The following is a 14,486-nucleotide window of genomic DNA, read 5'->3' on the forward strand; positions in this document are numbered from 1 at the left end:
CACTCCTTTTTGAATTTCAAGAATTGAAAAGAGGATTTTTGAGTATTACTGCAAGTTCAATTTAGTAATATGAAATTGAAAAAGATTAAAAGCTTATTTACCATTATTTCAATATATTATAATAGTGATTAAAATGAGCTGCTGGAAATATTGGCCAAAAATTGAGGAAATTGCAAACAAATTAGAAGATTATGGAATTGATTCATTAAATGACATGTCTTCCCTGAATGACGTGGATTTAGATGAAATAACATTATTATTGGATGAGATAGAAGTCATTGCACACGATGAAACAATAGATTTTGATTCCGCAAAGCATATTTTAGATGATGAAAAGATGAACAGTGCCCTGAATCTGATCAGAAAATTCTATCTCTACATCGGCGCAAGACTTGAGACAAACAATGCAATGGAAATAATAGAATCAGATGACCCTAAGGCGACCCTTGACACATTCCATTTCTATGAAAGATACCAAGGCCTGCTCACCAATGAATCAAAACTGGCACATTGGCATGACGATAAAACATTTGTTTTCGTTGGAAGCGGACCTTTGCCTTTGACACTGATACTGTTCAGGGAAAAATTCGGCTGCAAATGCATAGGCATTGAAATACAGGAAGATGTGGCGGAACTGTCCAGAAAAGTTATTAAAAAGCTGGGCCTTGATGACGGCATTAAAATCCTTGTAGGGGACGAAACATTACTCAGGGATATCGATTTCGACATATTGATGGTGGCCGCTTTTGCCGAGCCTAAGGAAAGGGTATTCGCCAATGTCTGGGAAATCGTTGATGAAAAGACACCGGTTCTTGTCAGAACATACAGCGGTATGAGAGCGATCCTCTATGCTCCCCTAACAGACACAATCCTCAGAGGATTCCACAAGGAAGTGATGCTGCTTCCGCTTGGAAACTCAAACAATACAAGCGTGCTTCTGAGAAAAGTGATTTAAAAATTTCTTTTCTCCTCATTTTCAAAATCAGTAAAATAAAATATAGCTATTAAAGTGATGAACTTCAATAGCTATTGTAGACAGTAAAAGAAACCTACATGTGCTCATATAAATCTCTTTTTTCAATTAACCTTCCTATATTGATGGAGAAAAGATTAACTATAAACCGGTAATGCTCAGTCGACAGTTAAAGGCCAATGATGAATTTATCAACATAGAAAAAATTAACTCGAAAGACAATCAAATATTCTCTATCCAACTATCTTTCTAACATCAGCAACGAATCCCTGATGTTGGAAAGATAATTAATGAAAGTAAATAGCTATGAGCCATTTACTTTCCTTGACATATTTGATTAGTCTAATTCCAATGGTCCGAGCTTATTCAATTCCTTGCGGAACTCCTCCATTGTCCTTTGGAACTTTTCACCTTCTGATGCTGAAATCCATTCATGACAGAACCTTTCCTTTTCTATTCCGAATTCCTCAAGAATGTCTTCAACAATCTTGGATCTTCTTGACCATTTGTAGTTACCGGCGTCATAGTGGCAATCACCTATGTGGCAACCGCCTACAAACACTCCGTCGGCGCCTTCCTGGAATGCCTTGAATATCATGGAAGGGCTGATTCTTCCTGAGCACATTACACGAATGATTCTGATGTTAGGAGAGTATTGCATACGTGCAGTTCCTGCAGTATCAGCACCACCATAACAACACCAGTTACATAATAAACCTACAATTTTTAAATCATCTGCCATCTAATCACCTCATAATTCAGTTTTTTCTGGACTGTATAATGGAGGTTTGATGTCATCTGAAACTCCAGCTACATAGCCAGTCTTATTAAAGTATTTTTTCTGCAATTTGTCAAAAATCAATGAAACAGGAATGTCCATTGGACATACGTCATCACATTGTCCGCAATCAACACAGCTGAAGCTCATGTGGGACAGCCTTACTCCCTGGAATGCTATTGGAGTAGGTGGAATGTTGGTTTCATCCTTGAAGTATGGCTTGTTCAGTTCGCAGTTTTCAAAGCACCAGCAAATCGGACAGACGTCACGGCAAGCGTAACAGCTGATGCAGCGCTTCCATTCGTCCATTTCACTTACAGTAGGATAAACTGCATTTTGAACCTTGTTGGCCATCTTGATCATGATGCCTTCAACTTTAGCTCTTCCGTCGATAGCTCCCTGAGCAGGAGTTTTGGTTTCAAGAATTCCTGCCTTTTTGGCACCGTCAATCATTTCCTGACCTTTTTCATCATTAATTTCAATGAATGTCCAGCAGTCTTCAGCTCCCCAGTTACCGCAGGCAAGGTTTGCCTTTCTTGGGATTTTAACATCACATCTTTGGCAGTTGGTACGGCGGCCGTAGCCTTCATTTTCAAGGTCATGGATTTTGACTGCCTCTTCGGAACCGTCTGCAAGCTCGATGATAAACTGTCCCTTGTCGATTTCTTCGCTTATTACATCATCAGGATCTGCTTCATAGAACAAATCAATCATTTTCCTTCCACTTACAGGTGAAACTGTTCCTCCGCAGTTCAATCCGATTACGTAAATGTTGTCTCTGTTGATTTTGTGTCTTGCAATAAGCTCTTCTATTGCCCTCATGTCACAAGGCTTTGCGGTCACTGCCACTTTCTTGTCGAAGAAGTACTTCTGCACAAGGTCCCCAATCATTGTAGGGGCGCAGTGATATGAACCTGCAGTCTTCATCAGATCTTCTGAATCGGTTACGAAAGTTGGAATTCCGTCATAAACGTCATCGCAAGGGCTGATTGCCAATACTCCATCAACTATTCCTTCATCAAGCAGATACTTGAGGATACTGGTTACTGCACCTCCGCATTCGCCCGCTTTATGAATATCATCATTTTGGGATTTTGCTAAAACATAACTCATATAACTCACCTGCCTATCCGTTTAATTTTTCAATAACCTCAATTTCACTTAAAACATCTGATTCAATTGCAGCATTGAAAGTTTGGGTTTCACCCATTGCATTTACAAATGATCCGTCTTTTTCAAGCCATGTTTTGATTGGAACAACAATGTCTGAAGCTTCGGTTGTCTTGTTTGCACATGGCGCAAAGCTTATTATTTTTGAAATTTTTGAAAAGTCATATCCTAATTCGTCAACAATGTCATCGTCAAATACCAGAAGGACCTTGGTGCTGTCCAGCAGCTCAAACATTTCATCCTTGGACTTTGCATCCAAAATGCCTAATGCTCCTTTGGTGTTTGATTTGCTGAATACAGGCAGTATCTTGCAGTTGAGAGCTTCGATTTTGGCCAAATCATCAGCGGCTTCAATCTGGTTGAATACTACAACAGAGGATTCATCAATGTCACCTTTGCATGCATCCAAAAATTCCCCAACTGATTCGCTGAAGCATTCATCGGCTATGTTAGATGTTACGGAACTTTCAGCATTAACGAATGCGGAAATCTTGGCCCCGTTCTGTTTTGCATGGACGATTCTTCTTCCGATCAATGGGTTTTCATACAACAGGTCTCCAATGACAAAAACCTTTTGGGCATTTTCCACGTCCTCATAGGATGCGACTTCATCATAATTCTTCAGGTCATCTGCATAAAAGCCAATGTTATAGCCATTTGACTGTGCGAATTCCTTTATCGCTTCTATTTCTTCAATTGTGTTGTTACCTGAACAAATTACTGTGACATTTGAAGAATCAGCGGATTGCAATTCTTTTTTAATATCATCAATAAATGCATCGCCATCTGCATTCTCGAATTTGTTTAAATAACTATCAATGGAGTTTCTTCCATTCAAACAATTTTTACCTGCGTTAACAGGGTGCCTCTTATATTGGGAATGTTCCCACAACTTCCCCATCCTTCAAAACAACATTAATGCCGCAGCCTACACTGCAGGAAGGACATAAAGTGTGCTTAATCTCCAACATATTTTATCTCCATTAGTATAGAGCATCAGAATATTTTTCATAGCGAAAACTATAATCGAAATTTAACAGATTCTCAACTATAAGAAAAACTGGAAACTGTCACAAGATTTTAAAAAAAATTCTATTGTCACTCCTCATACGGCCCAAATTTATATTTTTAAAATCATGCCCAAATATCCAATTTTTAGAAAAATTATTCGTATAACTCTGAACAATTTTTAATCAGTGAAACAAAATTATCCAATTAAAAAATTTTAATTGCATAACCTAATAATAGATATTATATTACTGAATATATAAATGTTATTAAAATATCTGAGGATTTAAATAAACTTAAATACAATATAAATAATAGAAAATGCTAATTATATCTTAATTTTAATTACCTATATTTCAAAAATGAATTTAAAATTATATTCATTCTATTCTTATAAAATAAAGAACATATAGCCAAAAAACTAAAACTATTATAAATCGTGATAAATCGTTTAAAATAATGACAAATTATTTTCTAATTTTACAAGAATTTCAGCAATTCAAAAAATGAAAAATGTTCAAATACTAACGAACAATCTACCCTAAAAAAAATTGAAATCATGATGCTGAAAAATAAGTTTTCGAATATTTGATCCTGAAAAAAAGTTATAAAAAAAAGTAAAAAAATAAGGAATAATGAGAAAAGTTAGGCACTTCTCTCAAGTACAAAATCTGCAATGTCAACAAGTATCTGTTTAGATGAAGAGTCGTCTAATATTTCGAGTACTTCTTTTGCTTTGACTACAGATTCTTGTGCCAAATTACGAGCATATTCAATGGCTCCACAATTTGTTAAAATCTCAACCGCTTCATCTATCTCATCTTGAGAATTATTGTCAGATTTTAAGATTTCAAGTAACCTGTCGTCATCGACACTTGCCAAACCCTTGATTGCAATGATTGTCATCTTGCCCTTGCCGATGTCGGAACCGATCGGTTTTCCAAGGGTTTCCTCATCAGCTGCAATATCAAGATAGTCATCCTGAATCTGGAAAGCAAGACCAATCAAACGGCCATACTCATACATTGCGTCAATCACTTCATCACTTGCACCGCCCATGATTGCTCCTGCTTTAGTGGCAGCCGCAATCAAAGCACCTGTCTTTTTGAAGATCATTTCCATGTATTCATCTTCGGTAACATCAAACCTGTCTTCAAAGCCCATGTCTGATGCCTGACCTTCACAGATTTTAACGCATGCATCTGCAACGGTGGCCAAAGCCTTGTTGTTCTGTTCTGAGCTAGTTCCTTCAGAACAAATGATTATTTCAAAAGCTTTTGAAAATAGGGTGTCTCCGGCAAGAATTGCAACATCATCTCCCCAAACCTTATGAACGGAAGGCATTCCCCTTCTCATATCATCCTGGTCCATGATATCATCATGTATTAAGGAAAATGTATGAATCAGTTCAATGGCCGCACCTGTCTTAAGAGCGGATTCTCGTTTTCCACCAACAGCTTCGGCAGTTATTAATGTCAAAGCCGGCCTTAGCATTTTTCCTCCAGCACGAGTTAAGTAAACTGATGCTTCAGCCAAATTATCTGGAGTTATGGTGGCTAATTCTTCCTCAATTGTTTTTGTAATGTCTGTTGAATAATTTCCCAGTACTTCTTTTACATCACTCATAATAATCCCTCCTTAACTTCTAAAAACTTGTGCTTGAGCATTTCTCAAAATATGAATGTCATATCCGATTCTGTAACCTTCCTCTTCAGCAAGCTCAGCATAAGCCGCAAGCATTGATAAGTCTCCGTGTGCCGGTATGATATGCTGTGGTTTCAACATACGTAGGAATTCACGGTGGTCTTCCCTTCCAGCGTGTCCGGAAACGTGAGCATTAGGATAAATTCTTGCACCTTTCACCTTCAATCTCCTTTCCATGATGTGCCTGTTGGCCGCATTGGTAGGGTTTGGAATAATAGGTGCTGAAATAATAACATTATCTCCTTTTTTAATATTGAACGGAGTTCTTCCGTTAGCAATCCTTGGAAGCAGTGCATCAGGTTCTCCTTGGTGACCTGTAGTTACAAGTAAGTAGTTTGCACGGTCCTCATCAGCTTTCATCAAGGCCTTGTTGACTGCCTTTGGAGATCCGTAAATGCTGGCGTTTTCAGGCAATTTCAATATTCCCAGCTTTTGTGCAATACCACAGAACCTCTCCATTGAACGGCCTAAAAAGAATATTTCCCTGTGGCTCTTTTTGGCAATGTCAGCAATTGCCTGTACACGTTCAACGTGGGATGAGAATGTGGTAACGATCATGCCTGTCTTTTCATACAATGGCCCTCTCATCACGTCTTCCAAAATGTTTTTTGCAACCCTTTCAGAGTGTGTTTTTACTTCGTCAAAGTTTTTGGCATTGGTTGTTTCAACAATCAATGCAAGCACTCCCTTTTTGCCCAACTCTTTTAATCTCTTATAATCAGGCGGAGGAGATACTTTCTGATGGTTATCAAATTTAAAATCGAGTGCATATACGATAATTCCTTCAGGAGTGTGCAATACCGGAAATACTGCCTGTGGAATACTGTGGGTTGATTGTACAAATTCCAATGTGATGTCTTTTGAAAGCTTTACCTTGCTTCCAGGGTTTAAAACCTTGATTGGATTTGATACTTTAAATTTGCGTTCCCCTTTAATCTGTTTTTCTATTAAAGCAGCAGTATATGGTGTTCCGATTAATGGTGCATCATATCTGTGAGCAAGCTTAGCAACAGCACCGATGTGGTCCAAGTGACCGTGAGAGAAAACTATTCCCTTTACTTTACCGTCAACATCCTTCATCAATGTATCGTCCGGAATAACTCCCCTTTCGATTAAATCTAAACTATGCATTCTGTCGATATCAGTGTCCTCGTGCATACTAATCCTGTCCAGGTGAATTCCCATATCAAAAATAACAACATCGTCACCTATGCGGATAGCAGTCATGTTTTTCCCGACTTCCTGATATCCCCCTATAGCGATAACTTCTACGCTCATGTTTCATCTCCTTGAATAACTCTTTGTGTTAATACCTCTTTCATTTAGCCACTCCCTTGTTTTTCCGCGAATGACCAAATTAGACTGTTTCAATTCTTCAATATTATTTGCTCCAACTAAAAACATAGCGATTCTTAGTGAATCATTAAATCTATCAATAAATGTGTTTAAGGCTTCCTGAGAAGCACAATTCTTTAAAAATGGCAATGCCATACCGACAGCATCGGCTCCAAGAGCAATTGCTTTTGCAGCTTCAAGACCTGTTCTTATGCCCCCTGAAGAGATTACAGGAACATTAACCGCATTAGTAACTTCAACTGTGCTTATAGCAGTTGGAATTCCCCAATCCCAGAATATCTCTCCCAGATATCTGTCTTCGGCACGGTATGTCTCAACAGCTGCCCAGCTGGTTCCTCCAGCTCCCTCAATATCAATGAAATCGACACCCGCTTCAACCAGTATTTTTGCTGATTCGGCGGAAATGCCGCAGCCTGTCTCTTTTGCAAGAACAGGAATGTCAACTGTTTCAGTTATCTGGCCAATCAGTTCAGTGTAACCCCTTGCATCCAAATCGCCTTCAGGCTGTATTGATTCCTGAAGAGGATTTAAATGAATGGCCAATATATCAGCATCCAATATCTCAACTGCCTTTTGAGCCAAATTAAGTTGAGGTGCTCCAATATTACCAACAAGCAAACAGTCCGGAGCATTTTCACGAACAACGCTATAAGTGTCTGCAAGTTCCGGATGTTCACAGGCTGCCCTTTGAGAGCCCACTCCCAAAGCAATTCTGTGATTTTCGGCTGCTATTGCCAATTGTTTGTTAACCTCTTTAGCTGCAGGATGGCCTCCTGTAATAGCTGTAATGAATAAAGGTGAGTTTAATTTCTTGCCGAAAACAGAAGTTGACAAGTCAATTTCATTCTTATCGATTTCCGGCAAAACATTATGGATCAATTCTATATCTTCAAATCCTGTGGTCTTGTCCTTAAACTCAACGTCATAATTTTCACAAATTAATAAATGCTCCAATTTTCTATCAGAAATCATGTTAATTTCCCCTTGAAATTATTGTTCCCTTAACGGGCTTATCTTCCAATACCTTGAAAATATTATCTTCCACTTCGGCATTTATTATTTTAGATTCAATTCCTAAATCTGCTAAATATAAAAGCTCCTTAATCTTTCCGACCATACCGCCGGTTACGTCAACGTTGGTGGTTCCTTCGAGAGTATCCAAATCCTTAAGTGAAGTGAACTTGTCAAAAAATACGGCGTCGTCATTTGTTTTAGGATTCTTGTTATAAACCCCATCAACATCTGTTCCCAAAATAACCTTGTCTGGAGAGAGATTTTTAGCCAAGTATTGAATTAGCTGATCTCCTGAAATAACGCAAAATTCCAAATCGTCATCCAAAACCACATCACCGTAAATCACTGGAATGAAACCCTTTTCAAGATAATTCTTAAACAAATCCAGATTTCCGGAGGTTATTCTTTTATTGGTTGCTGTTATAAAACCAGATGCCGGAACTGCAATGACAGGCAGTCCTTCCGCAATAAATGCTTCACATATATACATGTTCAGTTTTTTAACTTCATTTTGAATTTCGCAAAAACCAAGCCTTTTTTGAGGATACTCAGATTTATCAAACTCCTCTCCAATCTTATGCTTTTTTGCGGGAGGATGTCCAAAAGAACCTGCACCATGAACAATAACTAACTGTTTAGGTGACGCATCCATAGAAGCTTTGATTTCAGATGCAATTCTTTTAAGGCTCAAAGCATCGACTTCACTTTCAGTTGAGTCCTTATTAGTTAAGATGCTGCCGCCAATTTTTAAAATAATCATTAAATCACTTATAAACCCTTGAAGAAATTCCTTTTCGAGTAAATCTTATTTTTAAGACATTATCATCCTTGTCAATAGCTTCAGCCACTTCATCCACTTTGCCCGGACAGAGCGCAATAATACTGCCCCCTCCTCCGGCACCGGTAGTTTTGGCACCTATGGCACCAGCTTCCCTTGCATTATATACCATACGGGACAGTTCCAAGGTGTTTACACCTAAAACATCTAAAAATCCGTGGTTGATATTCATCAGTTCGCCAATCTTGGTGAAATCTCTTTTCAGGATTGCCTGTTTTGCGTAGTTGGTCAGATTTCCCATTGATGTGATGACTGGATTAATGATTTTCGGATTTCTTTCCTTACGGGCCTTAACATCCTTAACCATCTTGCCTGTATTTCCATGTTTGGTGGTGTACCCCACAACAAATGGGACATTGAAATTAACGTTGAAGTGTTCTACTTTCTTGTTTCTTGACAGATAGACAAGCCCCCCATATGTTGAAACCAAAGTATCAAGCGGACTTGCAACTCCCTGAACAGCCTGCTCAACCATGTGAGCGTCATGTGCAAGAGATTGTTTGTTAAAACGAATATTATGATACCTGTATAATGCCGCAAGAGTGGCTACAGTCACTGCAGCTGATGATCCAAGCCCTGAACCTATAGGGACATTGGAATTTAAGGTAATGTCTATTGGAGTATGGTCATGTACTCGATAAAGAGACTCTAAAATATATCTGATAATTCCCGGTTTTCCCTTAAGTAAAATGTATTTTTTCTGTTGTGTAAGTAATTCCGCTTCAAACCCGATGTCTGGAGCTCTAAAAATAGTAACATCATCTTCAGATGGTTTAACAGTAACATAAGCTCTTTTATTGACTGCTCCTGCTATAGCAGGTTCACTATAAACTACAGAATGTTCACCAAACAGTATTGTCTTTGCCGGAGCAGAGGCTTTAGCTATCATAAATACACCTTATCTAAAAACACCTGAAGCATAACCTACAACGGATGTGAAATCCCCAGTAACATCACCGCTAGTCCCATAAGCCAATATATCACTTGTGTTCTTATTGCATCTTTTGGAAAGGGACATCGTAGCCATTACCGGAGCATAACCACACATGGTAATATTATACTGAATGACTTCTTCCAAAAGCTTGAACTCATTCATTTCCTCAATATCCTCAAGAACGAATCCGTCGACCTTATTTGCCCTTTCCTGATTATTGAAATGGGACAGGTCAGTGCTTGCAATAACACAATAGGATTTATTCAATTTGTTTGCAGCTTCAAAAATCGCATTTGACAAGTCAGTTGAAGTTACAAAATCCTGCTTTCCCATTGTGATTGGAACAATCTTGAACTCATTCGAGAAAAATTGTAGGAATGGCAGCTGAACTTCAATGCTGTGCTCACGGATATGTGCCATGAAATCCGCAGAAGCAATGTCTGAAGACTCAATGATGCTTTCTGCAAACTCATTGTCAACACACACATTTCCCAAAGGAGTAATCCATTCTCCTTCATTGAATACAGATATCTCACTACCAAATCCAGTATGGTTAGGACTTATAATAATAAAAACTTCAGGAAAACCATTTTTAACGATTTCGCAATAGCCGTGAGAGGCTATTGGACCAGAATATTGATAACCTGCATGGGGAACCATAACATTGACAGGATACTCTTCACCATCAAATGATCCGAGTTCTGGAATATAACCGACGCCGGAATCATCCAAAAAGCAACTTTCAATGAGTTCTTTCAATCTGTCTGGGTCATTCGGATAGAATGCTCCAGCAACTGCAGGTTGTCTTAACATCTGACTCACTTAAAATTTAAGTTCGAATTCAGTTGAATCAATATCAAGGTCACCGTCTTCTGGGATGTCTCCTCTTTCTCTTAAGATTTGTCTTGCAAGTAACCAGTAAACTAAAGCGATAGCTTTTCTACCTTTGTTGTTTACAGGTACAGCAATGTCAACAAAACTGAGTAAGTTTTCAGTATCACATAATGCAACTACTGGAATACCGTTTTGTTTGGATTCTAAAATCGCTTGTGCATCTGATCTTGGGTCAGTTACAACAATGATTTTTGGTTCAATGAATTTAGCGTAATTTGGGTTTGTTAAAGTACCAGGGATGAATCTTCCAGGAATGGTTTTAGCACCGGTTAATTCACCGAATTTTTTAACAGGAGCTTGACCGTATTGACGGGTAGCTACTACTAAAATGTCTTCTGGGTCATATTTTGCTAATAATTTTGCAATTTGTCTGATTCTTTCATCAGTTTTTTGAATATCTAATACATATAAACCGTCAGATCTTACTCTGAATATGTATTTTTCCATGTCACTAGTTTTTTGCTGGGTACCAATGTGTAAACCAGCAGCTAAATAATTATCTAAGTCTATTAAAAGTTCTTCATTTACCATTTTTTCACCTACAATTTAAAAGTCATCTTCAATTTTAATACATTCATTAGGACAAACGTCCATACATACTTCACAATAACTGCAGTCCTCAGGATTGTTGATTGTAATTTTGTCTCCTTCAAGAACTAACACTTCCATTGGGCAAACGTCAGCACATTCAGCGCAGTCAGCACCATCACATTTATCGTAATCTAGAATTACTTTTGACATAATATAATCTCCTTATTTTCTAAATTTACCCATTCTTGAATTTGGAAGTTTTTCCTCTATGCGAATAAGCTCATTCAATTTAGCTATTCTTTCCCCACCGATAGCACCGGTTTTAATCAAAGGAGAATTAAAACCGACTGCAAGATGAGCAATAGTGTCATCAGTTGTTTCGCCAGATCTGTGTGAAACTACAGGTACAATACCATTTTCCTTTGCCAGTTTGACGGTGGCATAGGTTTCGGATAATGAACCGATCTGATTCGGCTTGATAATGATTGCATTAGCGGCATTCATTTCAATACCCTTAGCTAAAAGCTCTTTATTGGTTGTGAATAAATCATCTCCACAAATAAGACATTTGTCCCCAACTCTAGAAGTTAATTGAGCAAATCCTTCAAAGTCAGATTCGTCAAATGGGTCTTCTACATAAAACATTTTGTAAGTATCAATGATTTCATTTACGAAATCGATTTGATCTCCGGTATCCCTTTTGATACCATCATGAGCATAAACATATTTCTGCTCACCGGCATCCCACATTTCGGATGCAGCCATATCTAAAGCTGGCCTGATTTCAATGCCTATCTCATCGCCAACCTCCTCACATGCTTGAGCTTGAATCTCTAAAGCATCCATGTTGGTGATATTAGGCACCCAACCGCCTTCATCTCCCTTACCTCCGGTAAAGGATGAATCTTTAGATTGAATAAGTTCTTTTAATTTTTTATGAATAGAAGCGTTTGCAAAAATTCCATCAACCATATTGGTGGCTCCAATAGGAACAACCAGGAATTCCTGAATATCTGGAGCGTTAACACCTGCATGAGCACCACCATTCATCATATTGCCCAATGGGTATGGCAATTCATTTGCGAAATTACCTCCAATGTACTGATAAAGCGGCATATTATAAGATGATGCGGCAGCCTTGGCGGTAGCCATAGAAATAGCAACAGTAGTGTTGCCTCCAATAGCGGCCAGATTATCTGTACCGTCGATTTCTCTCAATATCTCATCAATTGTAGCAACATCACATGCATCCATTCCAATAAGTTCAGAAGCAATCAAGTCTTCCATTTCACTTACTACAATGTCAACCCCTCCTTCAGGGAATGATACTACCTCTCTTGAACCGGTACTTGCTCCACTTGGTGCAGCTGCTCTTCCAAAACCATTCCATGTAATTACATCCACTTCTATGGTTGGATTGCCTCTGCTGTCCAAAATCTTTCGGACTTGGACATCTTCTATTATACTATCCAAAAAAACACCTCAGTGTCATTCAATTTATTACCAACCGCTCCATATCTTGAAAAAATCAGTAAGTTTCTTTATAGAGTCATGTTGGTATTTACTATTTTTTTTAAATAATTGGAGAAAAATAGATTAAATCTATTCATCTCTAATAACATCTAATGGTAAAACTCCAGCTTTGAGTTCTTCGTATGCTATGTCAATCGGATCTAATGAGTCGCCAATTTCAACTAAAGGTTTTGCTCCCATAGATATTTGAATTGCTCTAGCTCCAAGAATTCTAGCTCTTTCAAACCTTGTCAATTTTTTTTCAACATCCATGAATATTACTTCCATTTTTTAGGCATTTTACCAAGATTATTTTTAAAAAATATCCCTACAATCGTTTATTCCCAGGTTTCCACATGGGAAATCAACATTCTTCTACAACAGTATCTAGTTAAACCTAAATCATCTAAAACATCTTTAGACTTTTCACCAGCTGCTACTCTTTTGTTGTATTCATCAAAGTAAGCTGATACAGGTTTTCCGCAACTTAAGCATCTTATAGGAATCATTTATATCATCTTTTTTAATTTAAAAATATAAAAGTACAGAATTTATCTGTAACTTTTTTGTTTACGTGCTCTTGCTCCAGGACCACCATATTTTTTAGGTTCTGAACGTCTTGGGTCACCTACTAACATGGTTCTGTCATAGTGAATGAATTTTTCTTTTAAATCCATATCTTGAGACCATTGTACGAGTCCTTTTGCAATTACCATACGTGCAGCTTCAGCTTGACCCATTACTCCTCCACCAATAACGTGGATATTGATATCCACTTGATTAGCTAAGTCTCCAGCTAAGGTTAATGGTTCTTGTAATTTCAAGTTAGCAAGCTCAGGAGAATAAAGTTCTAAAGGAACTTTGTTGATTCTAACTTTACCGGTTCCTTCACGAACAGTACCTCTTGCGATAGCTGTTTTACGTTTTCCACTAGTATGAATAACTTTAACCATAATAACACCTACTTATCTAAAAGGTAGCTCCTAAAAGTTTGGAGATTTCTCCTAATTCGATACCTTTTTTAAGATCTTTGTATTCTGCTTCTGGAACTGCGGTGAGTTCAGCATCAGCATATTCAGCAGGTACGCCAACGAAAGCTTTTAAGCCTTTGTATGCTGTTTTACCTTTGGATTTTTTGAAAGGTAACATTCCTCTTACAGTTCTTCTGAATATATCATCCGGTCTTCTAGGATATTTTGGACCTAAGTCACGAGGGTTAGAGATACTTGCCCTGTCAACTCTTTGTTTGTATTTAGCATAAGCCCAATCCTTGTTACCAGTTAACATAATTTTTTCAGCGTTGAGAATTACTACTTCTTCGCCTTCTAAAAGATTTTTACTAGTTACACTAGCTAATCTTCCTAAAACGCATCCTTCTCCATCAATAATCATCATAACACACATCCCCTATTCCATAATCCTTATGTTTGATCCTTTAGGATTACTTTCAATAATTTCGTCAATTGAGATGCATTCTCCGCCTGCACTTTCGATTTTTTCTTGTGCTTTAGCTGAGAATTTTAATGCTACAACATCTACTTTGTTTTCTAAATCACCATTTGATAAAACTTTACCAGGTACTAAAACAGTTTCGCCAGCTTCAGCGTATCTTGCAATATCTGATAGATTTACTTCAGCGGTTCTTCTGTTAGACCTTTCAAGTCTTTGAGCAACATCTTTCCAAATAGCTGCATCTTCACTTCTTGATTGTTCATAAAGTTTATTAATAAGTTCAATAAGGTTAGGATTTGTTTTTACTACTTTCTTAACCATT

At 37.9% G+C, this 14,486-nt stretch carries 19 protein-coding genes; 1 reads left to right on the forward strand and 18 read right to left on the reverse strand.

All coding sequences use genetic code 11. The features are described from left to right. Positions 1-133 precede the first annotated feature (133 nt). Positions 134-955 carry a nicotianamine synthase family protein gene (locus tag E7Z79_RS03260; RefSeq protein WP_303738563.1) on the forward strand — a complete coding sequence of 274 codons (822 nt, stop codon included), beginning with the start codon at positions 134-136 and terminating at the stop codon, positions 953-955. A 355-nt stretch (positions 956-1,310) separates the two neighbouring features. On the opposite strand, the gene E7Z79_RS03265 is transcribed toward E7Z79_RS03260, so the two are convergent. The 18 genes from E7Z79_RS03265 to E7Z79_RS03345 form a co-directional block, all read right to left on the reverse strand. After that, on the reverse strand, positions 1,311-1,715 hold the full coding sequence (locus E7Z79_RS03265) for a hydrogenase iron-sulfur subunit (RefSeq protein WP_292604264.1): 405 nt from the start codon (positions 1,713-1,715) through the stop codon (positions 1,311-1,313). 9 nt (positions 1,716-1,724) lie between these two features. Beyond that, positions 1,725-2,864 (reverse strand): Coenzyme F420 hydrogenase/dehydrogenase, beta subunit C-terminal domain, encoded by a 1,140-nt coding sequence (locus tag E7Z79_RS03270; RefSeq protein ID WP_303738552.1) that lies wholly within the window; start codon positions 2,862-2,864, stop codon positions 1,725-1,727. 13 nt (positions 2,865-2,877) lie between these two features. Next, positions 2,878-3,759 (reverse strand): molybdopterin-dependent oxidoreductase, encoded by an 882-nt coding sequence (locus E7Z79_RS03275; RefSeq protein ID WP_303738553.1) that lies wholly within the window; start codon positions 3,757-3,759, stop codon positions 2,878-2,880. Between the two features lie 31 nt (positions 3,760-3,790). After that, complete coding sequence (locus E7Z79_RS09705) at positions 3,791-3,892, reverse strand: hypothetical protein (protein WP_369693423.1); 102 nt, start codon at positions 3,890-3,892, stop codon at positions 3,791-3,793. Between the two features lie 682 nt (positions 3,893-4,574). Then, on the reverse strand, positions 4,575-5,555 hold the full coding sequence (idsA, locus tag E7Z79_RS03280) for a short chain isoprenyl diphosphate synthase IdsA (RefSeq protein WP_303738554.1): 981 nt from the start codon (positions 5,553-5,555) through the stop codon (positions 4,575-4,577). Positions 5,556-5,567: 12 nt separating this feature from the next. After that, positions 5,568-6,911, reverse strand: a complete 1,344-nt coding sequence (locus E7Z79_RS03285) for an RNase J family beta-CASP ribonuclease (RefSeq protein WP_303738555.1) — start codon at positions 6,909-6,911, stop codon at positions 5,568-5,570. Between the two features lie 3 nt (positions 6,912-6,914). Beyond that, positions 6,915-7,961 carry a type 2 isopentenyl-diphosphate Delta-isomerase gene (gene fni, locus E7Z79_RS03290; RefSeq protein WP_303738556.1) on the reverse strand — a complete coding sequence of 349 codons (1,047 nt, stop codon included), beginning with the start codon at positions 7,959-7,961 and terminating at the stop codon, positions 6,915-6,917. Between the two features lies 1 nt (position 7,962). Then, entirely contained in the window at positions 7,963-8,763 is an 801-nt protein-coding gene (locus E7Z79_RS03295; RefSeq protein ID WP_303738557.1) for an isopentenyl phosphate kinase, read from the reverse strand. A gap of 4 nt (positions 8,764-8,767) precedes the next feature. Continuing rightward, the gene (gene mvk / locus E7Z79_RS03300) at positions 8,768-9,730 is read right to left on the reverse strand and encodes a mevalonate kinase (protein ID WP_303738558.1); all 963 of its coding nucleotides are present in this window, start codon (positions 9,728-9,730) and stop codon (positions 8,768-8,770) included. 9 nt (positions 9,731-9,739) lie between these two features. Next, positions 9,740-10,588: an AmmeMemoRadiSam system protein B gene (amrB, locus tag E7Z79_RS03305; RefSeq protein WP_303738564.1), complete on the reverse strand. Its 849-nt coding sequence runs from the start codon at positions 10,586-10,588 to the stop codon at positions 9,740-9,742. 9 nt (positions 10,589-10,597) lie between these two features. Further along, positions 10,598-11,200: a 30S ribosomal protein S2 gene (rpsB, locus tag E7Z79_RS03310; protein WP_292888383.1), complete on the reverse strand. Its 603-nt coding sequence runs from the start codon at positions 11,198-11,200 to the stop codon at positions 10,598-10,600. A 15-nt stretch (positions 11,201-11,215) separates the two neighbouring features. After that, complete coding sequence (locus E7Z79_RS03315; protein WP_292604242.1) at positions 11,216-11,410, reverse strand: 4Fe-4S binding protein; 195 nt, start codon at positions 11,408-11,410, stop codon at positions 11,216-11,218. Positions 11,411-11,422: 12 nt separating this feature from the next. Next, positions 11,423-12,673: a phosphopyruvate hydratase gene (gene eno / locus E7Z79_RS03320; RefSeq protein WP_303738559.1), complete on the reverse strand. Its 1,251-nt coding sequence runs from the start codon at positions 12,671-12,673 to the stop codon at positions 11,423-11,425. Between the two features lie 129 nt (positions 12,674-12,802). After that, positions 12,803-13,000 (reverse strand): DNA-directed RNA polymerase subunit K, encoded by a 198-nt coding sequence (locus E7Z79_RS03325; protein WP_303738560.1) that lies wholly within the window; start codon positions 12,998-13,000, stop codon positions 12,803-12,805. Positions 13,001-13,050: 50 nt separating this feature from the next. After that, positions 13,051-13,221 (reverse strand): DNA-directed RNA polymerase subunit N, encoded by a 171-nt coding sequence (locus E7Z79_RS03330; protein ID WP_042694539.1) that lies wholly within the window; start codon positions 13,219-13,221, stop codon positions 13,051-13,053. A 42-nt stretch (positions 13,222-13,263) separates the two neighbouring features. Next, positions 13,264-13,665: a 30S ribosomal protein S9 gene (locus E7Z79_RS03335; protein WP_303738561.1), complete on the reverse strand. Its 402-nt coding sequence runs from the start codon at positions 13,663-13,665 to the stop codon at positions 13,264-13,266. A 16-nt stretch (positions 13,666-13,681) separates the two neighbouring features. Then, positions 13,682-14,104, reverse strand: coding sequence for a 50S ribosomal protein L13 (locus tag E7Z79_RS03340; protein ID WP_303738565.1), 423 nt, complete (start codon positions 14,102-14,104; stop codon positions 13,682-13,684). A gap of 15 nt (positions 14,105-14,119) precedes the next feature. Continuing rightward, positions 14,120-14,485, reverse strand: coding sequence for a 50S ribosomal protein L18e (locus E7Z79_RS03345; protein ID WP_303738562.1), 366 nt, complete (start codon positions 14,483-14,485; stop codon positions 14,120-14,122). Position 14,486 lies beyond the last annotated feature (1 nt).

This window comes from Methanobrevibacter thaueri (genome assembly GCF_015062905.1).
Lineage (GTDB): Archaea > Methanobacteriota > Methanobacteria > Methanobacteriales > Methanobacteriaceae > Methanocatella > Methanocatella thaueri_A.